The 24,896-nt window shown below is 35.5% G+C and carries 24 protein-coding genes and 1 tRNA gene; 10 read left to right on the forward strand and 15 right to left on the reverse strand.

The genetic code is table 11. The features are described from left to right. Positions 1-399 precede the first annotated feature (399 nt). Positions 400-537, forward strand: a complete 138-nt coding sequence (locus tag GX497_00465) for a hypothetical protein (GenBank protein ID HHY71708.1) — start codon at positions 400-402, stop codon at positions 535-537. A 119-nt stretch (positions 538-656) separates the two neighbouring features. After that, a tRNA-Ala gene (locus GX497_00470) sits at positions 657-729 on the forward strand. A gap of 80 nt (positions 730-809) precedes the next feature. Here GX497_00470 and GX497_00475 read toward each other — a convergent pair. The 3 genes from GX497_00475 to aspA form a co-directional block, all read right to left on the reverse strand. Further along, positions 810-1,538 carry an EAL domain-containing protein gene (locus GX497_00475; protein HHY71709.1) on the reverse strand — a complete coding sequence of 243 codons (729 nt, stop codon included), beginning with the start codon at positions 1,536-1,538 and terminating at the stop codon, positions 810-812. 84 nt (positions 1,539-1,622) lie between these two features. Further along, positions 1,623-1,940, reverse strand: a complete 318-nt coding sequence (locus GX497_00480) for a hypothetical protein (GenBank protein ID HHY71710.1) — start codon at positions 1,938-1,940, stop codon at positions 1,623-1,625. Positions 1,941-2,061: 121 nt separating this feature from the next. Further along, on the reverse strand, positions 2,062-3,525 hold the full coding sequence (aspA, locus tag GX497_00485) for an aspartate ammonia-lyase (protein HHY71711.1): 1,464 nt from the start codon (positions 3,523-3,525) through the stop codon (positions 2,062-2,064). Between the two features lie 402 nt (positions 3,526-3,927). Here aspA and GX497_00490 point away from each other — a divergent pair, with 402 nt between their 5' ends. The 4 genes from GX497_00490 to GX497_00505 all read left to right on the forward strand — a co-directional run bounded on the left by GX497_00490 (position 3,928) and on the right by GX497_00505 (position 7,453). After that, positions 3,928-4,182, forward strand: a complete 255-nt coding sequence (locus tag GX497_00490) for a hypothetical protein (GenBank protein ID HHY71712.1) — start codon at positions 3,928-3,930, stop codon at positions 4,180-4,182. A 335-nt stretch (positions 4,183-4,517) separates the two neighbouring features. Then, a complete protein-coding gene (locus tag GX497_00495; GenBank protein ID HHY71713.1) occupies positions 4,518-6,620 on the forward strand; it encodes a methyl-accepting chemotaxis protein in 2,103 nt (700 codons plus the stop codon). Between the two features lie 13 nt (positions 6,621-6,633). Beyond that, positions 6,634-7,068, forward strand: a complete 435-nt coding sequence (locus GX497_00500) for an ATP-binding protein (protein HHY71714.1) — start codon at positions 6,634-6,636, stop codon at positions 7,066-7,068. Beyond that, on the forward strand, positions 7,061-7,453 hold the full coding sequence (locus tag GX497_00505; GenBank protein ID HHY71715.1) for an STAS domain-containing protein: 393 nt from the start codon (positions 7,061-7,063) through the stop codon (positions 7,451-7,453). Before GX497_00500 ends, GX497_00505 begins: the two co-directional genes overlap by 8 nt. A 243-nt stretch (positions 7,454-7,696) precedes the next feature. On the opposite strand, the gene GX497_00510 is transcribed toward GX497_00505, so the two are convergent. From GX497_00510 to GX497_00545, 8 genes are all read right to left on the reverse strand, one after another. Further along, positions 7,697-8,623 carry a hypothetical protein gene (locus tag GX497_00510; GenBank protein HHY71716.1) on the reverse strand — a complete coding sequence of 309 codons (927 nt, stop codon included), beginning with the start codon at positions 8,621-8,623 and terminating at the stop codon, positions 7,697-7,699. Then, positions 8,620-9,291, reverse strand: a complete 672-nt coding sequence (locus GX497_00515) for an ABC transporter ATP-binding protein (protein HHY71717.1) — start codon at positions 9,289-9,291, stop codon at positions 8,620-8,622. Before GX497_00515 ends, GX497_00510 begins: the two co-directional genes overlap by 4 nt. Beyond that, positions 9,288-10,085, reverse strand: a complete 798-nt coding sequence (locus GX497_00520) for a copper ABC transporter permease (protein HHY71718.1) — start codon at positions 10,083-10,085, stop codon at positions 9,288-9,290. Before GX497_00520 ends, GX497_00515 begins: the two co-directional genes overlap by 4 nt. Continuing rightward, the gene (nosD, locus tag GX497_00525) at positions 10,082-11,398 is read right to left on the reverse strand and encodes a nitrous oxide reductase family maturation protein NosD (protein HHY71719.1); all 1,317 of its coding nucleotides are present in this window, start codon (positions 11,396-11,398) and stop codon (positions 10,082-10,084) included. The genes GX497_00520 and nosD overlap by 4 nt, the downstream gene beginning before the upstream one ends. 53 nt (positions 11,399-11,451) lie before the next feature. Then, complete coding sequence (locus GX497_00530) at positions 11,452-12,021, reverse strand: hypothetical protein (protein HHY71720.1); 570 nt, start codon at positions 12,019-12,021, stop codon at positions 11,452-11,454. Between the two features lie 62 nt (positions 12,022-12,083). After that, the gene (gene nosZ, locus GX497_00535) at positions 12,084-13,961 is read right to left on the reverse strand and encodes a Sec-dependent nitrous-oxide reductase (protein HHY71721.1); all 1,878 of its coding nucleotides are present in this window, start codon (positions 13,959-13,961) and stop codon (positions 12,084-12,086) included. A 15-nt stretch (positions 13,962-13,976) separates the two neighbouring features. Continuing rightward, complete coding sequence (locus GX497_00540; protein ID HHY71722.1) at positions 13,977-14,414, reverse strand: c-type cytochrome; 438 nt, start codon at positions 14,412-14,414, stop codon at positions 13,977-13,979. Positions 14,415-14,622: 208 nt separating this feature from the next. Next, complete coding sequence (locus tag GX497_00545) at positions 14,623-15,213, reverse strand: SCO family protein (protein HHY71723.1); 591 nt, start codon at positions 15,211-15,213, stop codon at positions 14,623-14,625. A gap of 206 nt (positions 15,214-15,419) precedes the next feature. On the opposite strand from GX497_00545, the gene GX497_00550 reads away from it, so the two are divergent. After that, on the forward strand, positions 15,420-16,994 hold the full coding sequence (locus GX497_00550; protein ID HHY71724.1) for an S-layer homology domain-containing protein: 1,575 nt from the start codon (positions 15,420-15,422) through the stop codon (positions 16,992-16,994). A gap of 84 nt (positions 16,995-17,078) precedes the next feature. Then, the gene (locus GX497_00555) at positions 17,079-18,152 is read left to right on the forward strand and encodes a copper amine oxidase N-terminal domain-containing protein (GenBank protein ID HHY71725.1); all 1,074 of its coding nucleotides are present in this window, start codon (positions 17,079-17,081) and stop codon (positions 18,150-18,152) included. A 58-nt stretch (positions 18,153-18,210) separates the two neighbouring features. On the opposite strand, the gene GX497_00560 is transcribed toward GX497_00555, so the two are convergent. Together GX497_00560 and GX497_00565 are read right to left on the reverse strand one after the other, a co-directional pair. Next, positions 18,211-19,908 (reverse strand): methyl-accepting chemotaxis protein, encoded by a 1,698-nt coding sequence (locus GX497_00560; GenBank protein HHY71726.1) that lies wholly within the window; start codon positions 19,906-19,908, stop codon positions 18,211-18,213. 251 nt (positions 19,909-20,159) lie between these two features. Further along, a complete protein-coding gene (locus GX497_00565; protein ID HHY71727.1) occupies positions 20,160-20,303 on the reverse strand; it encodes a hypothetical protein in 144 nt (47 codons plus the stop codon). Between the two features lie 176 nt (positions 20,304-20,479). Here GX497_00565 and GX497_00570 point away from each other — a divergent pair, with 176 nt between their 5' ends. Next, complete coding sequence (locus tag GX497_00570; protein HHY71728.1) at positions 20,480-21,469, forward strand: potassium channel family protein; 990 nt, start codon at positions 20,480-20,482, stop codon at positions 21,467-21,469. Here GX497_00570 and GX497_00575 read toward each other — a convergent pair. Together GX497_00575 and GX497_00580 are read right to left on the reverse strand one after the other, a co-directional pair. Beyond that, positions 21,452-22,810 (reverse strand): glucose-6-phosphate isomerase, encoded by a 1,359-nt coding sequence (locus GX497_00575; protein ID HHY71729.1) that lies wholly within the window; start codon positions 22,808-22,810, stop codon positions 21,452-21,454. The genes GX497_00570 and GX497_00575 overlap by 18 nt on opposite strands. A gap of 14 nt (positions 22,811-22,824) precedes the next feature. Next, positions 22,825-23,988 carry an iron-containing alcohol dehydrogenase gene (locus GX497_00580; protein HHY71730.1) on the reverse strand — a complete coding sequence of 388 codons (1,164 nt, stop codon included), beginning with the start codon at positions 23,986-23,988 and terminating at the stop codon, positions 22,825-22,827. Positions 23,989-24,265: 277 nt separating this feature from the next. On the opposite strand from GX497_00580, the gene GX497_00585 reads away from it, so the two are divergent. Continuing rightward, a complete protein-coding gene (locus GX497_00585) occupies positions 24,266-24,874 on the forward strand; it encodes a hypothetical protein (protein HHY71731.1) in 609 nt (202 codons plus the stop codon). Positions 24,875-24,896: the final 22 nt, after the last annotated feature.

Genomic DNA, 24,896 nt, shown 5'->3' on the forward strand with positions numbered 1-24,896 from the left:
GGTTTGATTGCTCAAAATTTTTACTGACTTGGTTGTTGGATTCTACTATCCAACCTTTTTTTTGCACGCTTGACATTTTGTTTAGTTTTCAAAGAACATTTTATTTCGCTTTGTTTTAGCGACATTTATTATAATATCAAACTATTTCGTAGAAGTCAATAGATTTTATTCTTTTATTTTAAAATCTAATAAATACCCCAGTCACAACAGCGACTTTTCAAGTATAACACTCCGACCCAAGAGAGTCAATATGAAATTGTGAACTTTTTTTGAAAACTTTAAGTATGCAACTGATATATTTTGGCAACGCTTTCATATAATTATGAATAAATCGTTACAACACTTACTACACGAAAACAAATATTGGGTAGCTACATAAATTAAGGAGGTATTTGAACTATGATTAAGAACATCATTAGTTTTATTATTCCGCTCTTTGGACTGTTAGTTTTAATTTTTTCATTTCACTTCCTTGATAAATATGCCGCAACACCTAATAATGAAGATGAAGCAAACCATAACGATAAGATTGAGTAACCAAGGCTAAGCCACAATCATTTTCGTGTCTAGCCTTTTTTCTTTGAGACCATTCTTAACGCCCTTCGCTTTACATTTTTAGCTTTTACAATTACAATAGTGATGATAGTTATGATTTTGGGGGCTTAGCTCAGTTGGGAGAGTGCAACACTGGCAGTGTTGAGGTCGCCGGTTCGAGCCCGGTAGTCTCCATCTTTTCTATAACGACAAAAAACTCTGTTAAAGTGATACTTATTGCTTAACAGAGTTTTTTCTTTATTAAATATTAAATATCAACTATTCCCGGTGGCTGATATTGGCTTCGGCTTATCTAATAAAAAGCCTTGGCAAATATCAATACCTAAATATTTAGCAATCGATAAATCCGTTTCCTGTTCAATTCCAACTAACACTACTTTTATATTGTAATTATGAGCATAGTTTATAAGCGATTTAATCATTTGCTGTTTAGGCTGTGAATTCGATAGATTTCGTGAAAAAAAGCGATCAAGTTTAATAAAATTCGGTTCGAGCTCGATAATCATATCAAGGGAAGACCAGCCTTTTCCAATATCATCAATAGCAATCAGATAGCCTAATTCCTTTAAGTGGGTAATCCTTTCTTTTAAAGCAGAAAGATTTTCTACATAATCAGTATTGACGATTTCAAATACAATATTATGTTTCGTGGATGCATATTGGATTGACATCTTGTTTATAAATTCAGGAAAATCAGGATGCAAAATCGTAGTTGGGAAGATATTTATGAATAAGAGATCTTTTAATGTATTTTCTTCGGAGTTGTAAGTTTTTAAAACCTTTTCAATTGACTTTGTTTCAAGCTCAAAAAGTTTATGAACTATTTTAGCTTGTCTAAAAATCATGTCTGCTTCTCCTATATGTGACCGCAGCAATATTTCTGCCCCAATTCTTGACCAGTCATTTGTGCTATATAAGGATTGCGAATAATGGTAAAAATCATCTTTTTCTATTAGTTGATGTATAGCTGACGTAGTAATCATTTTTACTGCCCTTTCTCTTTTAAAAGTTGGGATATCGTAATTATATATAAAGAAATTTTACGTCATATACTTGTATTATTCAAGTTAATCATGAACCTGGAATTCTATTTTTCTAATATCCTGAATGGCATGTTCCAATAAATTTAAAAGATTATGATCATGTAAAGTTTCAAATCTAACTTTAAAGTCTTGATAGATTTTATCAACAGCTGCCTCGAAATCTTGACGATTCGTGACATCATTTTTAACTTCCATCATGATTAATGTTAGTAATTTGTTACGTACATTCGAATAACTATCCAACTGCGCTCCTGCTTCGTCTGTTTCAACTGTTGTCGTTAATTTTTTACCTGTTTCGGAATTTATATATGTTATCTTTTGCTCGTTTATATATTCCCCCACTTTTTTACCCCCGTTTCTACGTTTTCCTTAATTATACAAATTTCATGTTCATTCTGAAAGGAAATCTTATTAGAAAAATATTCATTAGAAAAGCCGACTTAGTAGTCGGCTTTTACAATGTTCAAACTGTAACAATATTATCCTTTTTTTGTTCATCGTTTTTCTTATCTAAAAGTTCTTTTCCAGCAATGCCCGGATGGGTCATTTCAAACGGCTGCAAAATGGTATCAAGCTCCTCGGTTGTTAATACTCCTCTTTCGAGAACAATTTCCCTTACAGGTCGTCTAGAAGCAATCGCTTCCTTGGCAATTGAAGCTGCTGTTTCATAACCAACATGAGGGTTAATGGCCGTTATAATGCCTACACTATTATTTACATAATCTTGCATTTTTTCTTTATTAGCTGTTATCCCGCTTAGACAATGCTCACGGAACACTGTAAATACATTTGTCATCACCTTGATTGATTGTAATAAGTTAAAAATAACAACCGGCTCCATCACGTTCAATTCAAATTGTCCTGCTTCACATGCCATCGTAATCGTCAGATCATTACCTGCTACTTGGAATGCACTTTGATTTAAAACTTCCGCCATAACTGGATTTACCTTTCCCGGCATGATAGAAGATCCCGGTTGACGTGCTGGCAAGTTAATTTCTCCAAATCCACAACGTGGACCAGAAGTCATTATTCGGAAATCATTTGCTATCTTGGACATATTCATCATACAGATTTTCAAAGCAGCAGATACTTCAAGATAGCAATCTGTATTTTGCGTACCGTCTACAAGATTTTGAGCTCCTACTAACGGCTGCCCACTAAATTCGGCGAGGTAGCTCACAACTTTCTCTATATAATTCGGATCAGCATTCAAGCCAGTGCCTACGGCCGTCGCCCCCATATTTACTTCATATAAATTTTCGCGAGTTTTGCTAATGCGATTAATATCTCGTCTTAACACACGTGCATATGCTTCAAATTCTTGTCCTAAGCGAATTGGTACCGCATCCTGTAAATGTGTCCGGCCCATTTTAATGATATCATCAAATTCTTCAGCCTTTCTTAGGAACTCTGCATGTAAATCCTCCATAACAAGTAGAAGTTTATCTACTGTTGCAAGAGTGGAAAGATGTATAGCTGTTGGGAATGAATCATTTGTTGATTGTGCCATATTGACATGTGTATTAGGGCTAATTACTTTATAATTGCCTTTCTCTTCACCAATCATCTCTAATGCGCGGTTAGCGATGACTTCATTTGTATTCATATTAATCGATGTTCCCGCACCACCTTGGATTGGGTCAACAATAAACTCTCCATGTAATTTACCTTCGATAATTTCATCAGCAGCTTTAACGATTGCGTTCGCTATTTTCTCATCTAACTGACCAATGGCATTATTTGCAAGAGCTGAGCTTTTTTTAACAATCGCCATTGCTATAATTAATGCTTCGTCAATTTTGTATCCAGTGATTGGGAAGTTTTCAATTGCCCGCATTGTTTGAACCCCATAATAAGCATTCACTGGTACTGACTTCTCACCAAGAAAATCTTTTTCCACCCTAAATTGTCCATTATTATTCATAGTAGTTCCTCTCCCTTAGTACGATAAAATAAGCCAACAATCAAGCTGTAAATTTCTTGGAAGCTATTTCACCTTCATTATACTCGTTTTTTTTTTTTATTCTAGGTATATTATTAAGTTTTAAATTTTCGATTATTACGGATAATTATCAATATTTAAAGAACAAACGTACGAATCAGTATGCCAATCGAAATTGCAGCAACGACAGTTGGATAATTCGGGATAAAGAAGTATCAGTTTACCGCCGGAAACACCGCTATTAGGAGCGAAGGTAGACAAAAGAAAAAAATTCAAAGATTTTTCAAAAAATATGTGATATTATTAACTCCTTTACCTATTCCTTTTCAATATAATAATAGTTATACAGTAATATGACGAAAGTTCTTCTTAGAGGTGAGTAGGTTGATTCGAAAATTATCTAACCGTGAATTAGTTTGTCAAATTGAAAGTATTTTAAAAGTGCAGAAGAAAAATAGGGATTTTTTTAATAATGAAAAGATTGAAGATATTTATTTTGAGTTAATTCAAGAGGAAAAGACAAGAATTGAACGTGGACTTCGAAGCAGCTTAGAACTTTTATTATTGACCGTTTTAATAAAATCAAAATTATATTTTATTAGTTTTAAAAAGACTTTAAAAGTGCTCGAAAAAAACTAGAAAGCGGGGTAGGAAGCAAGAGAACTGGCGAGACCACTGAAAAAATTGAGCCATTTCAAACTCATTGTCCTAGAATCACTTTTATTGTCCAATAAGAGTCATTTATTGTCGAGTTTAGGCAACTTATTGTCCGTCCTAGGCCATTTATTGTCCGATTACCATATATTTGAAATATATATGGATTATGAAAGCTACTTTTTCAGTGGTCTCGAACCGTCCCCTGCTTTCTAAAATATTCAAAACTTTAAAAGGAAACGTGAGATTCATCACGATATTTATCCTATATAAACAGTAAAATAGGTAGAAAGGCAAGTTGGAATTGGAGGGGGATGTTGATGAAATGGATGTTTGCTCCAGGAATCTACTTAATAAATAAGTTTAAATATTCAGGGAAATTTGCTATTCTGGCTTTTATTGTTCTCGTCCCATTAATATTGCTTTCCTATTTTTTACTTATGGAAATTAATAATGATATTCACGATGCACAGGATGCAGTAGATGGTGCCAACTATAATAATGAACTAAAAACTTTTTTACAATATATGCAGCAACACCGTGGGATGTCTTCAGGCTATTTGAATGGTGACCAAACTTTTAAAGCGCTGATTGAAGAAAAGCAAAAACAGCTTACAAATGAAATAACAAAAATTGATCAAATTGATAAAGTTGTTGGAACGAAGTTCGATACAACAACGCAATGGACAGAACTCAAAAATAAATGGAACACAATTAATAGTGACGTTTTTTCAATGAAAGCACAAGAAAGCTTTAATGCCCATACGGAAATTACGATTGGAACGCTTGAATTGATTAAAGATACTGCAGATGCCTCTAAGCTTACAGTTACTCCACTTATTGAAGCGAGTTATTTAAGGGAATCGACTATTAATCAATTACCACTGTTAACTGAAACAATGGGGAAAGCACGAGCTAATGGGCTAACAGTTGCGAACAAAAAAGCACTAACTAATGACGAAAGAGTTCAACTTATTTCCTATATGAGCTCTATTCGCGAAACGTCCCAAAATTTAGAACGTGCTTATGAAATAATCCATCTAGAAAATCCAACTATTGGGAAAGAGTTAGAAAAAACATTTCAAGCTGCGAAGCAGGAAACAACAGCATTTCTTAATGTTTTTGAAAATAGAATTATTAAAACAATCGATATTGAAGGCCAGCAGTTTTTTGAGTTAGCAACGAAGTCAATTGATGCAAATTTTGCTTTATATAACCATGAAACACAACTACTAAACGGGCTTTTACTAGAGCGAGTTAATCAATTAGAGACGAAAAAACTGCTTCTAGCTACTGTAGTAGTCGCTTTATTTCTTATTGCAGGTTACTTAGTCATTTCGTTTTTTATATCTGTAAAAGAAACAGTTAATAATTTAGTAGCAACCTCTAGCGAGATGGCTAAAGGGAATTTAACAATTAGGACAAGGATAAAGTCACAAGATGAATTACGATTAGTTGGGAATGCTTTTAACCATATGGCTGACTCTTTTTCAGTCATGATTAAAAAGAGTCAGGAAGCAGTAGAGCAATTGGCTAGTTCTTCAGAACAGCTGTCAGCTAGCGCAGATGAGACAGAACAGACAGCTATGCAAATTGCCACTACAATTAATGGTGTTGCCTCTGGTGCAACACAACAATCTGATCAAGTAAGCAATATGTTAGAAATGATAATAGACACTAAATCACAAGTTGATATTGGTAATGAGAAGGTAACAGAAACATTGAAACAAGCACATGCATCAACAATATTTGCCAGCGATGGAAATGCAGCTATTTCAGAGGCTATTAGCCGTTTAGGTGATGTAACAAGAACGGTCCAATTTGCGACAGATTCAATCCAAAAGCTAGGGAAAAGGTCAGATGAAATCGGCGGCATAATTAAAGTAATTACGGACATTTCTGAACAAACGAATTTATTAGCGCTTAATGCAGCTATTGAAGCAGCTAGAGCGGGAGAGCAAGGAAAAGGATTTGCCGTTGTTGCTGCAGAGGTAAGAAAATTAGCGGAACAATCGAATATGGCGGCAAGTCGAATCATACAATTAATTGAGTCAATTCAATCAGAGACATCGGTAACAGTGAGGACGATGGAAAGTAATTTAACAGCTGTTCAAGGACAGGTTAATATTATTCAAAAAGGTGGAGATTCTCTTAAAGAAATCGTCCAAAATGTAGAAGAAACAGAAGTAAGTGTCCAAGAGCTTCAGCAAGTATTATTTACACTAGGGAAAATTGCCGATAAAGTATTAAAATCTGTACAAACTGTAGCGACGATTACTGAAGATACAGCAGCTTCTGCGGAAGAAGTGGCTGCTTCTGCTGAGGAACAATCGGCAACCGTTGAAGAAATGTCATCCAGTTCACTAGCCTTGGCTAAATTAGCGGAGGAACTTCAAAGTGAAATTAGAAGATTCCAAGTATAAGAGGTGAAGATTTATGGGAATCCAAAATTTTAATTTGATGGTTGATTGTCCATCTATGAACACTTACCTTCCGTTTTTGCAAAAACTTAGTAGAGAAGCGTTGCAGCATTTGGAGGAAGATGTTCAAACAAAAATTTGCTTTGCTGTTAATGAAGGGTTAATTAATGCTTTAAGGTACTCCGACGACGAAGCCAATATGACATTTGCAATTAACAAGAATAATGATTATATCGAGTTTATTATAAAAAACTATGGTGAAGAAATTTCAAATCTAGTACTTGAAGATATAACTTCTCGCTCGTTTGATGACATATTGTGGGAGGAAAATGGAAGAGGTTTCTTAATTATTAATGAAATTATAGATGAGTGGTCGTTTTGCAGGGATGAGAAAGGCAGGAATGTTTTGAATATGAAAATGAACATGACTGGAGAAAAAATATATGTTTGACAAGAACAAGGTTGAAATCAAATCGGACATGATTCACGGCTTTCAAAGAATTATATTCTCTGGGTCTCTCCTTTACGGCGAAACGGAAAGAATAAGAGAACAAGTATTTTCGCTGCTTTTAGATTGTGACGGCTATATTATTGATTTACAAAATGTCGATTTCATTGATAGTACAGGGTTTGGAATATTGGTTAGTATTGCCAGGAAATTAAAGAATAGCCAAAATCGCATGGTCGTGATCATTAACAACAAATCCATTTTACAACTATTTAACATTACGAAATTAACATTAATCTTCCCAGTTGTTCAGACGAAGGAAGAAGCCGTTACATTTTTACTAGAAGATATGCACGATTCGCCGAAGCTATCTATTGATGATTATTAAAAGGAAGCAGGGGCCGGTTCAAGACCACTGAAAAAGTAGCTTTCATAATCCATATATATTTCAAATATATGGTAATCGGACAATAAATGGCCTAGGGCGGACAATAAGTTGCCTAAACTCGACAATAAATGACTCTTATTGGACAATAAAAGTGATTCTAGGACAATAAGTTTGAAATGGCTCAATTTTTTCAGTGATCTCGGACGGTTCTCTTGCTTACTCCAGAGAATCGTCCCCCGCTTCCTATAGTTTATTAATTTTAATGTCTAAAGTACCCACCTGTGAAACTAATAATTCTTCGTATTTCTTTTCCGCTAGCATGTTGACCTCTTTTAATTCGGCCTTTGGATTTGCTTTCTTCACGTTGTTAATCACATCTTGCTGCACCTTCGAAACTAACACAATTGCCTGTTGTTGCTTTTCTTGAATAGCCCAAAATTTTTCTTCGCCGTACTCTTTAATCATTTTTTGGGCAACAGGGCTATTCCGATATGAATTTCTCGTTTCGTTTAACTTTGCAAATATTTCATCATCAGATGCTTTATGGCCTTTTTCTTCAGATAATAAAGCCATTGCACGTAGCCTAATAATTTGTGTTAACAATGTATTTTTGTTTTTAAGGGATGCTTCTTGTGCATCCCAATACTTCATTGCTTGTTCTAAATCTTTCCCATTATATTTTGCATTATCAGCTTCACGGTACATTTCGATTTGAATTTTATTAATTAACTCATAAAATTCCAAATCCTCAATACTAATCTTTTCACCGTTTACAGTGGCCACAACGTCCGCTGGCAATTCAGTAGCTGCTGTTTTGCCTTCTTCAACAGTAAATGTAACCATCTTTTCTTTTGTATCTTTTCCGTTTGTAATTGTCAATAACGCCTGCCAATCGCCACCCATTGGTAGATGTACATCTCCACCGTAAACACCTTCACCTTGTTCTTTTAGATTTACTTGAAGGGAGCCATGGTCCATCTTTTCCATTTCAAAGCTGGCCTTTACCTCTAGCCCTGTAGCAAGCTTTTCACCTTCTGTGATTTTGAACGATACTTTTGATGCTGAATCTGGCATGAACACTGGTGTGTCTACTAGTTCGACATTATAGCTACTATTGCCGCAACTAGAAAGTACAAATAATCCCATCAAGAATGTTAGTAGTTTTTTCATGCAAGTGCTCCTTCATTTAATATTTTTGTTTCAAAATCACCAACTGTATACTTTTCCATCTTCCCATCCTTTAAATAGGCAACATGGGAGCAAATTTGGTTGATTTCATCAATATGATGTGATGACAGTAAGATTGTTTTATCCTTTAAAGATTTTAAAATTGATAAAATCTCAATTCTGCCAATCGGATCGAGTCCACTTGTCGGCTCATCTAAAATTAACAGTTCTGTATCAAAATAAAGCATGACAGCTAAACCAAGTCGCTGCAACATCCCCTTTGAATAGCCTGAAACTTGCTCTTTGCGATCATCCCAAAGACGAACAAGCTGCAATTTTTCCGCTAATTTTTCCTCATCAACATTGCCGTTTTCTAAAGAAGCAAAAAAGCGGATATTTTCTTCACCTGTAAGATTAGGATATAATTGAAACTTCTCAGGCAAATAAGAGACTGTTTTCTTCCATCCATTTTTTTGAACGGGAATGCCATTCAAATGAATCGTTCCTGTTTTCAACGGTAATAAATCTAACATTAAATGAATAAGCGTCGATTTCCCAGCACCATTTCGTCCTACTAACGCACATAATTCATTTTTTTCAACGACTAGGTTTACCGAATCAAGCACCTTTTTTTTCTGATAGGAATGGGATACATCATGAATCTCAATCATATTCTTTCACCCTTTCGTTTTAATAGAATGCTAAGCACGAAAGATAGAACGACCCAAATAACAACATCAATTACTAAAAACAATACTGGTGACGCCCAGACCATTTTTTCCATTAGTCGTGACATATGGTCTAACGAAAAAACTCCTAAAGATGTTTCTAAATAAAAAGGAATCGTATGAATTGGGTCTAAAAAGAAAAAGACCGAAAATACTTGGACATTATCATAGTTTACTGTTGGCAATAAATATAGGAATAATAAATCTGCTAAATAGACGAATAAAAACCATGTAAAGATATTAGCACCTATTAGTTGCATCCTTGTATTACAAATGCTACCTAAAAATAAGCCAATTTGATTAAAAATAATAAGCAAGAATATGATTGAAAGTAGAAAAGCTATAAAAAAGCTTACATTGAAATAGAAGAAAAACTTCATTACAACTGCAAAGACAATATACCAAGCAACAAAAACACCTAATATAACAGCTTGAACAGCCATGCTTTTCTTAAATAAAAAGCTTTGAAACGACTCCTGCTTCGTTGTTAATATCATTAAAGTTTTTAGTTCTTTTTCTTGAATAATAGAAAAAGAAGCAATAAATATACTTAATAGCGGTAATATAAAAACATTCATTTCGAATAAAGATAAGAGAAAAACAGTAAAACCCTGCTCAGATGGCAATGAACGTGCTTCTAGTAGAATAAAGAATGATAAAAGAATAATCATCGCTAGTGCCAGCCATATGCCTTTACCTCTCGATTGTTCCTTCCATTCCTTCCAAATATAATTCATTGTGCTCTTCTCCTTTGTTTTCTCCAATAAACATTTCCTGCAATCAATAAAAGTAATATTAAAGTAATATACATATAGCTAGTGCCCATTGTTGTTCCGTTATCAATTAATGGATATTGGTCGGTAACCATCACTTCTTGTTTATTTAATACTTCATTCATTTTTTCGTATATTTTGATGGCAGGGCTGTTTAAAAACAAATAGGCTAATTCATTATCTTCTACTAATTTATATAGTGAAGATTTATACTCAATAGGATAATCGCCAATTCCATTTTGATCTAAATCAAGTACCGGATTCGTACTACCCCAATAATTTCCGCGTTCACCTTCAAACCATTGGTTGTTATCTTTTCCACCAAGCGCTAACACAGCTGCAATATTATTCGTGAATTTATTGCCGCTAAATACTTGGTCTGCGGATGAAGCCCATACTTCAATACCAATTTGGTTTTGCAAAAATTCATTATCACTTACGATTGCTTTTAGTGATTGATCCATGTAAATGCCACGTTGGTTTTGAAAAAACAGATTATTTGTGATCACTGTGTCATCACTTGATAATAAAAGCAATCCATAGGAACGTGTCCCTTGATTCAATGTAAACTGATTATCTTCTAAAATTGTTCCTCTTGACTCCATGATGGCTGCGCCACCAGTATTAAACGTAAAGATATTTCTGTAAAATTCATTTTGATTCGAATACATATAATGAAGACCATACCGAGTATGGTGAATTTCATTACCCTTGGAAATATTTCCCATTGAATAGTCAAAGAAAATTCCATCACGCGTTCCATCAATATAATTATTGATAAGTTCATTATCATTTGAATAATAAAGCTGGATGCCATTGCCTTGGCCGGCTATTTCGCCATTTTGTCTGCCAATAACAGTGACATTCTTGACGATATTATTGTGGGATTGACTTAAATAAATACCATGGAAACAATCGATTGTTTTAATTCCATCGACAATATTTCCATCTTTCATAAGTTTAACGCCTGCGTATTCCTCACCAGAATTACGGTCTTGACCGCTATTTGTTACAGTAAAATTTTTCAATGTCACATTGGAGGCTTTAACAGTAATGACGTTCCCTTTTCCTTCACCTCTTACAACTGTTTTTTCCGTGCCAATGATAGTAATTGGCGAAGAAATAGTAATATTGCCTTCATATGTTTTTCCTTCAAGCTGAAGTGTCCCATTCGCAGGCGTTTGGTCAATTAAGCTCTGCAATGACTCGTCTGCAATTGCAATACTACTAATTCCTAGCATAGCAAACACAGCAATAACAAAGGCTTGGATTTTCACCATAAATGGTGAAATCCATAGTCTTTTGCAATTGTTTTGCACCTTACGAATCCTCATTTTACTCTATCCTTCCAAAGTGGAATAATCATTAGAATAAATGCAATGCCAATCATAAAAAATCCAGTTGAGAAGTAACTATGAGTAACAAAATTCGCAATCGTATTTTCCCCAATGATAGGTGGAACAAATGGTGGTACTTTGATTGGAGCCATAGGGTCTAAATTTGTTCCATAGCTTTTCAACCAACGATGAATATCGTATATACCTAATCCCCCGCCTACGATGAATAAACTAATTAACCCTATCAATAGCTTTTTGTTACGCATAACTCCAACAACGAATGTTAATAAAGCCAGTCCGCCAATAAGATAAGAAAGATATCCTAGTTCTGGAAAGTTCTCTTCACTAAATTCTGGCATACCAATATAATGATTTAAACCATTAATAATTGCAACATCGTTTGCATCTTCCAATTTATACGGATAAACAATGATATCTAGTCCTTCAGGATATTGTGGTGCAAAAAACCTCATCCCCCACCATGGAAAGAAAATGGAGGTAACAAACAACCCTGCTGCAATAATTAATAAAATCATCGAAGGTACTGATAGTTTCTTGGTCATACCTATCACCCCATATTAAGTATTAAAAAGAGGGGAGTACTTAATCGTACTCCCGTCTTTTGCTATTTTTTTGGTTTAACTAATAAGTAGCCAGTCATTTCTTGGTGTAAAGCAGAACAGAAGTTAGAACAATATATCGGATATGTGCCTGCTTTATTAGCCTTAAATTTGATTGTTTCCGTTTGCCCTGGCTGTACTTCAAAGTTCGTGTCGTATTTGTTAATTGCAAAGCCATGTGTGATATCTTGGTCAAAGTCGATATTTGTTAAATGAATTGTTACTTCATCACCTTCATTGACTTCAATTACGTCTGGACGTTGTGCTTTTGCATCAAAGATAAACCTTGAGCGCATCGCAATACCGTACACATCCACCTTATTGCCATTACGTTCAATTCTTGTTTGATCTTGGCTATATACAGCATCTGGATTTGACGGGTCTTTATCATAGACCGTAATTGTTTTAATCTTATCAGCTTTAATCATTTGTGCATAGTGTGGTTCTGGGTTTACTGGTGCTGATTGAATAATTTCCATCTTAGGTCCAGTTAAGTCGATTAATTGCATTGATTCTGGATGTGAAGGACCAACTGATAAGTAAGAATCCTTCGCAATTTTGTTTAAGGCGATAATATACTTACCATGCGGTGACGCTGAGTCACCTTCCGCTGCAACTGAGTGACCTGGTGAATATTGTACAGGAACACGGTCTAAAGTTTCACCAGTATTTGGATCCCATTTCACGATTTCTGAAGAAATGAACATTGTTGTATATGCCATTCCTTTGTCATCAAATTGAGTATGAAGTGGTCCAAGAGCATTTTCCGGGTTTACTTCTCTTTCCATTACTGATTCATAGTTTAAGACAGGCATACCATACTTTTCGTCAGAAAAATCTTTGTTTTCAATCGCTTTAAACGCTTTTTCAAATGAAAATACTGTCATTGCTGGTGCTAGTTTACCCGATGCGATAAATCTTGTACCATCTGGTGTTACGTCAACACCGTGCGGAGATTTAGCAACTGGTACTAAGTAAATGCCGCCTTTATGCTTGTCAGGGAAGATTACTTTTTGACCATTTACATCTTCATATTGACCGTCAGCCACCATTTTCTCCAGCTCTTTCCAGTTAAATAACACGATAAAATCACGGTCTGCTTGAGACGCATTAATTTCCAAAGTAGTTGTTGCTTCCTCAGTGTTATAAGTTGTAATTACACCCCAGCCATGCGAAGGACCTTTACCAGCATCTGATAAGTCATAGCTCCATGGTGGAAGTGCCACTTGCCAAGATACTCCAAGTTTCACATTCTGCTCATCAAATTGAACAGCACTCATAACGCCATAATATTTTTCGCTGTACTCATCTAATGATGCATACTCACTGCCTAATGGCACTGAGAAACGAGTTGGCAAGAACATGTATTCTGTATTTTCGGTAACGAACGCAGCACAGTGCGGTCCACTCGTATTTGGTACATTAATAATATCTTTTACTGTAAATGTTTTTAAATCCATGACAGCTGCACGACTATTTGCTACGTCTGTTGCAAACATCCATTTGCCGTCGTATATACCTTTTGTTTCAGAAAATGCTGGGTGATGAAGGTCACCCCATGTATATTCACCCATCAGTTTTTTTGATTCTTCAGACCAGCCGTAACCTGTTGCTGAGTCTTGCGAGAACACTGGTACTGTACGAATATGTCTCATCGATGGAACGCCGTAAATGAACATTTGACCTGAGTGTCCACCAGATGCAAATAAATAGTACTCATCATGTTCCCCAAACGGTACATAAACCTTTTCAGCGTTAGATTTTGTTGTTGAAGATGTATTCGCAACTGACCTTGGTCCAACATCAGTCTGTGCGAAGAAAACAGTTGATGCTAATACACCTGCAACTAACCCTGTTATCGCGGGAATAATGCCTTTCTTCATAAAACGCACCTCCTATTATTTTTCATTAGCTATTTTTAATGCTTCGACAATCTTATTTATTTCATCATCAGACAATGGGTTGCCGCCAATAACAGATGCCATAACCGCAGAAGTCGGCTCTTTTAAGAACTCAGCAATTGGCTTACCGTGCTTACCTTCAACATTTTCATATGCATGTGATAAGTCTGGACCTGTTGCACCTCCAGTGACACCTAGCTTTTCTATTGAATGGCAGGCAATACAACCTTTTTGATTAAATATTTCACCCTCTGGAGATGCTGTTGCTTCTGGTGTAGGTGCTGGCTCTGTCTGATCTGCGCCTTGAGTTCCTTGTGACTGTTCAGTAACCCCAGGTGATGCACTATCCTTAGGAGCCTTTGATTGACTAAATAAATAACCACCGCCGAAGCCTACTAATGCGAAAACTAAAAATATGATAATTGCATTTTTCATACCGTCCCCCCCCTTCAAGTTTTTTCTTGATTACGACTCTATCTTAATTGTACTTACACTAAAAAAACGTGATTAATATCACATATTCACCAAAATTTCACAATCCTCCTTTATTTTTTCACAATTTCTTCACATTTTTGATAAAAACTTCATAGTTTTTACACAAAAAAACTAGTCCCCATTTGGAAACTAGTAAGCAATTTATCCATTATTTTGTCAGAGCTTTTAAATCAGCAATAATTTCATCGTACTGAACTTGTAATCCGTTGTAACCTTTGACAATGATGCCATCTTCGTTTATTAAAAATATTTTTGTATCATGAGTAAATTGATCTGTGCCTGGTTCTGCTTCCGCTAATGTTTTAAAGGATTTAGCAATTCTTTTTATATCTTCTCCCGTATATCCCGTGAGAAATTGCCAGTTCGAAAGATCAGCCTCAAATTTACTTGCAAATTCTTTTAACGCTTCTGGTGTATCTCTTTCAGGGTCAACGCTGAATGAGACAATGTCAACATCTTTAATCTTTGCCTCAGCCATTTGTCGCTGCAATCTCGCCATATTAGCTGTCATTGGTGGGCAAACGCTATTACAGTTTGTAAAGACAAAATTCGCAAGCCAGATTTTGCCTTTCATATCCGAGGGGCCAAATTTTTCATTATCTTGATTTATCGCAGAGAAGTCAGCCATCGGCCAATCATATTTCGCTTGAAATTTAGGCTGGTTACATGCCGTTACTACTAGTAAAGAAAATACTAATAACAAAATTCCAATCTGAGTGCGCCGCTTATTCAAATTCATCGTATTCCCCCAACTTTTATTTTATTTTACTTACGCAATAATACTATCAAAATTTCGGAAAATTTAATAGTCACTCGGACATGTTGGCCTAAAGTTCATTCTACCCCGTTACTAAAATACTAATTTTAATTAGAAGCATAGAAAGACTTGCCAGTATATAGTAGAATAACCATATAATCATTTAAAGGGGGGAGATGTCGCAAGCTATGACAAAAAAAATTATACTATTATTTATCTTAACTCTATTTCTAGTTCCATTACCTACGAATGCTGAGCATGTTTATAACGACGAAGATGGTTATCATTATTTCTTTGACAAGTCAAGCGGCTTTTATATCCGCTTGGAAAATCCAAGAGAGAATAACATTAGTACAAATGTCATCGACGAATTAACTTTTACCGTTCTATGGTATGACAAAAAAAACAGCCAGCCAAACTTTAGAAATAGACGAGTTGCATTTGATTATTTCACACTAAATACAAAAGCAAAGCATTTAAAAATTACGAAAGACCGATACGACCATGTTTACACTATTCATTCCTTGGACCTAAATCTTAAAGATACAAAAACAGGCGTCAAAATTCCAATCGAAATTAAAAATGATGACCCAAAGGACACTTCCTACAGTAATTATCGAGGGGAAAACGGTAAAATTGATATTGAGTTAAACTATTATAATGTCGACCATTCCCAAGCAAAATATTACACTGATTTTAAAGCTGGCACAGACATGAAAATGTTCGAAAATAAATTAATGCTGCGCTTCCCTAAAGGGGCCTATATTTCCGATAGTGTTACAGCTGCTAGAAGTTCATTTAAATCGGTTTTGCTTGACCAAAGAATTGTCGTCGATGTCAAAGAAAAGCCATATCCCTCAGATGACTATGTATTTTTAAGCCAACAATTTATTATTGATGATGCTTCTAGAAGCGCCAATGCTAAGCCTAGTACATGGGGTGATATTACGCTTTCCTATGAGGGGTCCGTACCAAAAGCTATGGAGGGCTATAACCTTGCAGTGCTAAAAAATTATTACGGCAAGTGGGTTCCAATTGGCGGAGTCGTAAACAGTGCAAATAAAACCGTGACCGCTGTTTTCGATGATTTTGGTACATATGCAATCGGCTTAGTCTATAAAGATTATGGAGTTAAGCAGAATTGGGCAAAAAAGGAGATTTTAGGTCTAGCATATAAAGGTGTTATTCAACCTGAAATTAACTTCAGGGATTCCATCTTATTATCTAATCTAAATAATCCTATTGATAGATTTACTTATACTGTTATTTTGTCTAAAGCTCTTGGATTTCAGCCAATGGACTATACCGGTGTCTTTTCAGATGTAAGTGAACTAGATTACGGGCAAAATGAGTTAGGTTATTTAATGGCAGGTGTCATGAATGGGCTTGTATTTGGAAAGGAAGCAAACGTTCCTGGGTATACAGTTATGGAGCCTACGAAAACACTAACGCGTGAAGAGGCAGTGACATTTCTTGCAAGGGCGATAAACCTAAGTTCAAATCAAGGAAAGGGAAAGACTAAAACAAAAACTACGAAAAATAAAAAAGGTGCTGCCGATTCTAATACTCCTAAAGCTCAGCTCAAAGGCGTATATAAAGATGCCAACAAAATATCTGATTGGGCCGCAGATGCTGTATTGCAAGCAACTAATGAAAAGTTAGTGGATGTACAAGGAGGATATTTCAATCCACAAGCGAAACTAACGAATGCGGAAGCAATGTCGATGGTTTACAAATTAATGGAGGCAAAAAGACTAAAATAGTAGCTGGAAGGTGAAACTATTTTATGTTGTAAATCGTCTATTTAAAAGAAAACTAATCATAACAATAAAGGAGATTGTATTATAATGAAAAACTGGAAAAAACCACTTAGCATTTTATCAACAACCGCCCTTTTATCTGGAGTACTATTCACTGCAAGTACTGATGCAGCATCAACTATTAAAAAAGTTGATGCACACTATAAAAATATTAAAATCGTTAATAACAGCGAAGAGATTAAAGTTGATCCGCTGACAGAACCGTTTATTTTAAATGGTGTAACGTACATTCCACTTAGAATGATGGGAGAATTGTATAACAAAAATGTTCAATGGAATGGCACTACAAATACGGTTACGGTTACAGATAAAGCACCGGCTGTTAACCAAAACCAAGCAACAATCGATGTTCTCAATGCCCAAATTAGTGTTAAAGATGCACAAATTAAATCTAAAGATACACAAATCGCCCAGCTCCAAGCAGAAATAAATAAATTAAAAGAGGAGCAAAAAAATCAAAAAGATGAAAAGAATCAGAAAGATAGAAGCTTTAGTGATTTAGAAAGGCAGCTAAACAAAGACTATGATGATTATTATCGTGACCTCAGGAATGTTGACATTACATTAAGCGGCGATTCGAAAAAAACAACCGTCCGGATTGATGTAAACTCAAGCGACTGGAACAATCTCACTAGCACTAAGAAAAAGGACTTCCTTCAAGACATCATTGATGATATTGTAGCTGAATACAAAAATACTACTATTACAGGCACTATAAGAGATACTAGAAATGGGAATCAATTATCTACTTTTGATACTGATTCAAGAAATAATTTGAGACTTACTGAAGGAAAAAGCCTTTATGATTTAGAAAATCAATTAAATAGAGAGTATCGTAATAATAGGGATGTTTCAAATATTGATATTATACTAGATGGCAATAAAGATAGAGTTAAATTAACAATTGAAGTGAACGCTACCGATTGGAGTAAACTAAGTTCTAGGGATAAGTCAAAATTCCTGCAAGACATAGCAGACGATATTTTTTATGAATATAGAAATGCGCTTATCGATGGTGTGATAGAGGATTACAGCAACGGAAAACGATTAAACACATTTTATGCTGATGGCGATGGATCAGGGAAAGCGGTCATCAATTAATTTCATAGTAAGCAATAAAGGGACTAGTCAAATCATAATGACTGTCCCTTTTTAATAATTACTTCGTTTTAAATGTTTTGATGTTTTCTTGCAAATCTTTCGCAAGCTTGCTCAACGTTCCTGTAGCGCTGGAAACTTCTTGAATGGATGCGAGCTGTTCATGAATATCCGATTTCATCGCCTCTGTTTCATCTGAAGATGCTTTTGCTTGCTTTGACATTTCATCAACCGCAGCGAAAATTTCTTCCGAGCTTGCTGAGAGTTGTTCAGACGCAGCAGATACCTCCTGTATCTGTGCAGACACGCTTTGAATGGAGGATACTATTCTTTGGAAGGATGCTACAGCTTGATTCAACACATCTTCACCAGTTGAAACTTCTTTGGAAACTTTCCCCATTCCCTCGATACCTTCTTCTGTCTCCTCTTGAATTTCATTTAAGACTCCAACGATTTTAATAGCTGATTGTTTAGACTCTTCGGCAAGTTTTTTTACTTCTGATGCTACAACAGCAAATCCCTTGCCATGCTCTCCTGCACGAGCCGCTTCAATCGCGGCGTTAAGTGCCAATAAATTTGTTTGTTCAGAAAGCTCAGTAATCGCACCAATGATCGTGCCTATTTCTTTAGTCCTTGTTCCTAAGTTTTGAACGATACCTGTTAAATTGTTTACAGATTCGGTAATCGACCTCATTTGGGTAATTGCTTTTTGAATAGCCTGATTTCCTTGGTCAGCCTCTTTTGAAGTATCGGCAGAATTCTCTGAAACGATTGATGCTGACTGTGCAATGCGCTGAATACCAACCGCTGCCTCTTCAACAGCTGTCGCTGTTTCTCCAGTTACTTGAGCCGTGCTTGTAGACGATGAGGCAATATTGTCAACGGATGTCACTAATTCCTCAATGTTCCCTCTTGCTTCCTCCATATTATGAAACAGTTGTGTCGATGAAACCGCCACTTTTTCTGAATTTATCCGCACTTGTTCTACTAAATTTTTCAAATTATGCTTCATTGTATTAAAAGAATTTGCTAAATCTCCCACTTCATCTTTTACAGTAATGCGGATATCTTCTACCGTTAAATCGCCACTAGCAATTTCACTTACTTTACTAGAAACTAATTTGACAGGTTTGATCACTCTTGATTGTTGGAATATATAAATAACGATTGCCAATATAATAATAACAGCAATAATAATATAGGAAGCCATTATGTTTTTTTTGCTATGCCCAATTTGTTGTTCAGTTATTTCATTAAGTTTTTTAGCTACATTTTCTTCTAAACTAAAATATTGCTCCTTGATTGCTCTCCATTGAGGGGTTTCCTGTTCCTTTAACAAAATAATCGCTTCATCTATTTTTCCTGATGCAACAAGTTCAATAACTTGTTTTTGGAGTTCAATATCTTTCCTAGTTTCTACACCGATTGCTTGAATTTCGTCGGCCAATCCATAAGAGAATGCCAAACCTTCTAACACCTTCATATTATCATTACTATCTTGAATGGCCTTTTCAAAGTTCGTCTTAGCAGTTTCATCATTTGGATTCAAAATTACGTTACGAACAGCTTGTCCACGCTGCAAACCTAATGCATAAATGATTGTTGTTCGGTTTGAAAAATCAGTATGCTGCTTAGCAAATTTTTCAAGTTCAGTTGATGTATTCAGCAATGCTTGAAGTAAAAAAAACGTTGATGCCAATGATACTAGAACAAACAAAACTAAAAACAAACTCAACTTTGTCCCTAATTTAAGATTCATAAAACTACCTCCAACGTATTTCCAATATTCATTATATTTTTCAACTATTAAGCAAATGAAACCGCTTGGCACGGTTATCTAATTATACCATTACAGGTAGTACTTTCCATACATATAATATTTAAAAATTGAAAAATAAAAAATCGCCTGTATCTTTTTAGATAACAGACGATTTTAAAATACGGGTAAAATTAAGTTTACGCTCCGCACATTGACATCACTTTTCATTTTTTCACTCCTTACCGCAATTGTTAGTGAACCTCACTTAGCATCTTTTCAATTTGTTCATTTGTTAACCACTCGATAAATTGTTTAAAATCAATAATTCTTTCAATTCCATGCTTTTCGCAATTTTTAATATAGTTTGTATATGCCATTTGATACTTATCCATCATATATCTCCCTTTTCTGTTTATGTTGTATTATAACAGCGCTTGTTTGTTGTAACTTATTATATAACACAATAAATAAATGGTCAACGATATTTTCCAAATAATTTTGCCATTTTTATAATTGATTTTTTATTGTTCATAATAATAGGAATAAGACGAAATATGAAGAGGTGTTTAGTTTGCGGAGTCTTTTAGATCAATTTAGGAAAATGCATATTGTCATCCGCCTCTTAATGATTATTATCGGCGTTTTCATTGCTTTTGGTAGCGGCATCCACTTTATCGAACCGGAAAGCTTTCCTACTATTTTCGATGGAGTTTGGTGGGTGATTGTTACTACAGCAACGATTGGTTATGGTGATTTTGTTCCAAAAACCGTTTTGGGCCGAACGTTTGCCATTCTTATAATCTTAATCGGTGTAGCCTTTGTTACTTATTACATGGCTACTGTTGCTACGACTATTTTCAAAACATTAAATGCCTTACAAGAAGGCAGTGCTACTTATAAAGGAAAGGAGCATATGATTGTCATCGGTTGGAATGAAAAAGCAAAAAATACAATCCAACATCTTCTGTTAATAAATCCTAATATACATACCGTTTTAATTGATAATTCATTAAGTGAGAATCCGTTAGCAAATCGAAATGTCTATTTTGTAAAAGGAAATTCCACAAAAGACGAAACACTAAAACGGGCCAATATTGAAAAGGCTGGAACTGTATTAATTACGGCTGACCAGAATTTGAATGAACATGAAGCAGATATGCATTCAATCCTTACATTGCTTGCTGTAAAAGGGCTTAATCCGCTCATCTATTGTTTAGTTGAAATATTAACACATGAACAGGTTAATAATGCACAACGGGCAGGGGCTGATGAATTAGTGGAAACATATTTATTATCAAGTAGTATTATGGTGAACAGCATCCATTCCCATGGATTATCTACACCGATTCAGTCATTATTAAATCTAACAAAAGAAAGACGCATCGCCATGATCACAGCAACAGATGAACTTGTGAATCAAACATTCGCCATGGCTGTTGCCTTTTTAATAAAGCAAGGAGTGCTATTAATTGGCATAAAAAAAGGAGAAGAGTTTTTTATATACCCTTCTCCATCAATCAGAATTGAACAAAAAGATGATTTACTAGTTATCGTTCAATAAACGTTTTTCTAATTCGGCTTTTTCCTTTTCAAAGCCTGGTTTTCCTAATAAGGCAAACATATTTTTCTTATACGCTTCTACCCCAGGCTGGTCAAATGGATTGACACCTAACAGATAGCCACTCATCGCACAAGCTTTTTCAAAGAAATAAACGAGATAGCCAAATGTAAATGGATTGACTTCCGGAACCGTAATAATTACATTAGGTACATTTCCGTCAGTATGAGCTAATAGTGTTCCTTGGAACGCTTTTTTATTAACAAAGTCCATCGTTTTTCCAGCTAAATAATTAAGCCCATCTAAATCCTTTTCTTCCTTCTCGATTTCGATTTGATGTTCAGACTTTTCTATATATAGTACCGTTTCAAATAAATCACGCCGGCCCTCTTGGACATATTGTCCTAATGAATGTAAGTCCGTTGAAAAATTAGCTGAAGCAGGGAAAATTCCTTTTTGATTTTTTCCTTCACTTTCGCCAAACAATTGCTTCCACCATTCCGCGAAATATTGGAGGCGTGGTTCATAATTAATTAACATTTCAATTGTCTTTCCTTTACGATATAAAATATTACGAATGGCTGCATATTGATAAGCAGGGTTTTCCGCTAATTCTGATTGACTTAAATCTTCCCTAGCAACGGCCGCCCCAGCCATCATTTCTTCAATGTTGACCCCACTAACAGCAATTGGCAAAAGTCCTACAGCAGTTAACACGGAATAGCGTCCGCCAATATCGTCTGGTACTACAAAAGTTTCATAGCCTTCTTCATCAGCTAATGTTTTTAATGCACCCTTTTGTTTATCAGTTGTTGCATAAATCCGTTTCCGTGCTTCTTCTACCCCATATTTGTCTTCTATATATTTTTTGAAAATTCTAAAGGCAATTGCTGGTTCCGTTGTAGTTCCTGATTTGGAAATGACATTAATGGAAATCTCTTTACCATCTAATAGTTCGATTAAGTCATGAACATAGGTTGAGCTAATATGATTTCCAACAAAAAAGATTTGTGGTGTTTGTCGCTTTTCTTGTGGGAGTTCATTGTAAAATGAATGACTTAGCATTTCAATCGCGGCTCTTGCCCCTAGGTAAGAGCCGCCAATTCCAATCACTAGTAAAATATCTGTGTCAGCTTTAATTTTTTCTGCCGCCTTTTTGATGCGTGCAAATTCATCCTGATTGAAGTCCACTGGCAAATCAACCCATCCTAAAAACTCATTGCCTTGTCCCGTTTTTTCATGAATGGAATGGTGTGCACATTTTACAAAATCTTTTAAATGATCAAGCTCATGTTCACTTAAAAATGCTAAAGCGTTAGAGTAATCAAAATTCATCTTATTCATCTCTATAACCCCCATCATAACGACATTTTTAAAATTTCAAGTGCATCTTCTCTAGTTAATTTTTTAAAATTGCCAAATTCTCCTCTTGCCATCGCCTTATCTGCCATCAATTCAAGTTTTGAGTCATCAATATGATAATAGGCGAGTCTATCAGGCGCACCGATTGAAGTCCAAAAAACACGAAGTCTCTCGATACCTTCAACAGCTATTTCACGGTCATCTTTTCCAGTTGGATTAACGTTAAACACGCGGATGGCTAGCTGTTTAAATTTTTTCACATTTTCATCTAATACATGAAGCATCCAGTTCGGATGGATAATCGCTAAGCCGCCGCCATGCGGTATATCATAAACAGCCGAAACAGCATGTTCAATATTATGTGTTGCCCAATCACCTTGCATCCCCATTGCTAAAATTCCATTCAAGGCAATCGTACCTGAGTACAGAATCGTCTCCCGTAATTCATAGTTTTCAAGGTCATTAACGAGCTTAGGTGCAGCTTCCATTACTGTTTTTAAAACAGCTTCACACATTCGGTCTTGCAGCGCTGTGTTTGGTGTTCGCGAAAAATATTGTTCAAATACATGTGACATCATATCAACGATTCCATAAATCGTCTGATTTTTCGGCACTGATATCGTGTATTGCGGATCGAGAATAGAGAATTTAGGAAAAACGAACAGGCTTGACCATCCATATTTTTCATTCGTTTCCCAATTTGTAATAACAGAGCTTGGGTTCATTTCCGAGCCTGTTGCAGCTAATGTTAAGACAACCCCAAGCGGGAGAGCATCCACAGCAGTTGTTTTACGGGTAATAATATCCCAAACATCGCCATCATACTTCGCCCCAACGGCGATTGCTTTTGCACAATCAATTACACTGCCGCCGCCAACTGCCAAAATAAATTCAATTTTTTCTTTTTTGCATATGTCAATGCCTATATGTACGGTAGATAATCTTGGGTTAGGCTCCACATCAGGAAGTTCATATGTTATTGCGTTAGTTTCTTTTAATAATTGCGTAATTTTGTCATAAAGGCCACTTCTCTTAATACTTCCCCCACCATATACAAATAATATCTTTGTTCCATACTTAGATATTTCATTTTGAAGGTGTTCTATTTGTTCTTTGCCGAAAATTAATTTGGTTGGATTATGAAACATAAAACTTTGCATATGAGCGTTCTGCAACTCCTTTCAAGAAAGTTCAATATGGTAATATTATACGATATTTTCCAGCGTATGTTAAACCTACACTTTAGCATACTTTTACAAATTGGGGAGGATGTGATGACTAATCCCACTTCTTTTTATATTTAAATCGGTATTTATACCTATCAAAAAACAATTTATTATAAATTTATTATAATATATAGTATTTTTTTAGTACTAATGGTATAGTTTGGTTAGGAGGGAGTTTCCAATATTACCAATTTGAAGGGGATGGATTCGAATGAAAAAATGTTTACAATCTTTTAAAAAGGGGAAAAAGGGGAATTTTCTAATAGCTACTCTTTTACTAGCAATGCTACTTGTTTTTAGTGGCTGTTCAGCGGAAAAGTCAAGCACAGTTTCCGAAAACGGGCCAACCGCAAGTCCAGCACCAATCAGTACTGATGCAGATAAAACTGAAAGCGTTTTCAGTGATGGGAAGGTGGAGGCTGCTTCTAATGTAGTAACCTATGAAACTCATGTTAAAGATTTAATTGCCAGCAACTGTTTAACATGTCATGGTAGCGATTCACCCACAATGGATGAGTTTAATAATGATTCAGATAAATATTCTGCCATGATGAAAGGTCCGCGTTTTGATAGTTATGAAAATCTATTAGTTGCCGTAAACGGTTCTGAAGCTGGTGCTTTAATGAGAAGGCTTGATGATGGCGCAAATCGTGAGAATGGAGAGCCAGGAAACATGTATCAAAATCTAGGTAAAACAGATGAAGAAAGACAGCAAAATTTAGAAATGTTAAAACAATGGGTCGGCCATTGGACTTTAAAGCGTGCCGACGAGTTAACTGATGAAGATCGTGAAAAATTTAAAGTACTGGAAAATAATTAAAAATGAAAATACTTTAGGATAG

This window comes from Bacillus sp. (in: firmicutes) (assembly GCA_012842745.1).
Lineage (GTDB): Bacteria > Bacillota > Bacilli > Bacillales > Bacillaceae_J > Schinkia.

Coding starts and splice junctions, on each gene's coding strand:
- GX497_00465 (HHY71708.1), top strand. CDS start 400: ATGATTAAGAACATCATTAGTTTTATTATTCCGCTCTTTGGACTGTTA.
- GX497_00475 (HHY71709.1), bottom strand. CDS start 1,538: ATGATTACTACGTCAGCTATACATCAACTAATAGAAAAAGATGATTTT.
- aspA (HHY71711.1), bottom strand. CDS start 3,525: ATGAATAATAATGGACAATTTAGGGTGGAAAAAGATTTTCTTGGTGAG.
- GX497_00495 (HHY71713.1), top strand. CDS start 4,518: ATGAAATGGATGTTTGCTCCAGGAATCTACTTAATAAATAAGTTTAAA.
- GX497_00500 (HHY71714.1), top strand. CDS start 6,634: ATGGGAATCCAAAATTTTAATTTGATGGTTGATTGTCCATCTATGAAC.
- GX497_00505 (HHY71715.1), top strand. CDS start 7,061: ATGTTTGACAAGAACAAGGTTGAAATCAAATCGGACATGATTCACGGC.
- GX497_00510 (HHY71716.1), bottom strand. CDS start 8,623: ATGAAAAAACTACTAACATTCTTGATGGGATTATTTGTACTTTCTAGT.
- GX497_00515 (HHY71717.1), bottom strand. CDS start 9,291: ATGATTGAGATTCATGATGTATCCCATTCCTATCAGAAAAAAAAGGTG.
- GX497_00520 (HHY71718.1), bottom strand. CDS start 10,085: ATGAATTATATTTGGAAGGAATGGAAGGAACAATCGAGAGGTAAAGGC.
- GX497_00530 (HHY71720.1), bottom strand. CDS start 12,021: ATGACCAAGAAACTATCAGTACCTTCGATGATTTTATTAATTATTGCA.
- nosZ (HHY71721.1), bottom strand. CDS start 13,961: ATGAAGAAAGGCATTATTCCCGCGATAACAGGGTTAGTTGCAGGTGTA.
- GX497_00540 (HHY71722.1), bottom strand. CDS start 14,414: ATGAAAAATGCAATTATCATATTTTTAGTTTTCGCATTAGTAGGCTTC.
- GX497_00545 (HHY71723.1), bottom strand. CDS start 15,213: ATGAATTTGAATAAGCGGCGCACTCAGATTGGAATTTTGTTATTAGTA.
- GX497_00550 (HHY71724.1), top strand. CDS start 15,420: ATGACAAAAAAAATTATACTATTATTTATCTTAACTCTATTTCTAGTT.
- GX497_00555 (HHY71725.1), top strand. CDS start 17,079: ATGAAAAACTGGAAAAAACCACTTAGCATTTTATCAACAACCGCCCTT.
- GX497_00560 (HHY71726.1), bottom strand. CDS start 19,908: ATGAATCTTAAATTAGGGACAAAGTTGAGTTTGTTTTTAGTTTTGTTT.
- GX497_00565 (HHY71727.1), bottom strand. CDS start 20,303: ATGATGGATAAGTATCAAATGGCATATACAAACTATATTAAAAATTGC.
- GX497_00575 (HHY71729.1), bottom strand. CDS start 22,810: ATGAATAAGATGAATTTTGATTACTCTAACGCTTTAGCATTTTTAAGT.
- GX497_00580 (HHY71730.1), bottom strand. CDS start 23,988: ATGCAAAGTTTTATGTTTCATAATCCAACCAAATTAATTTTCGGCAAA.
- GX497_00585 (HHY71731.1), top strand. CDS start 24,266: ATGAAAAAATGTTTACAATCTTTTAAAAAGGGGAAAAAGGGGAATTTT.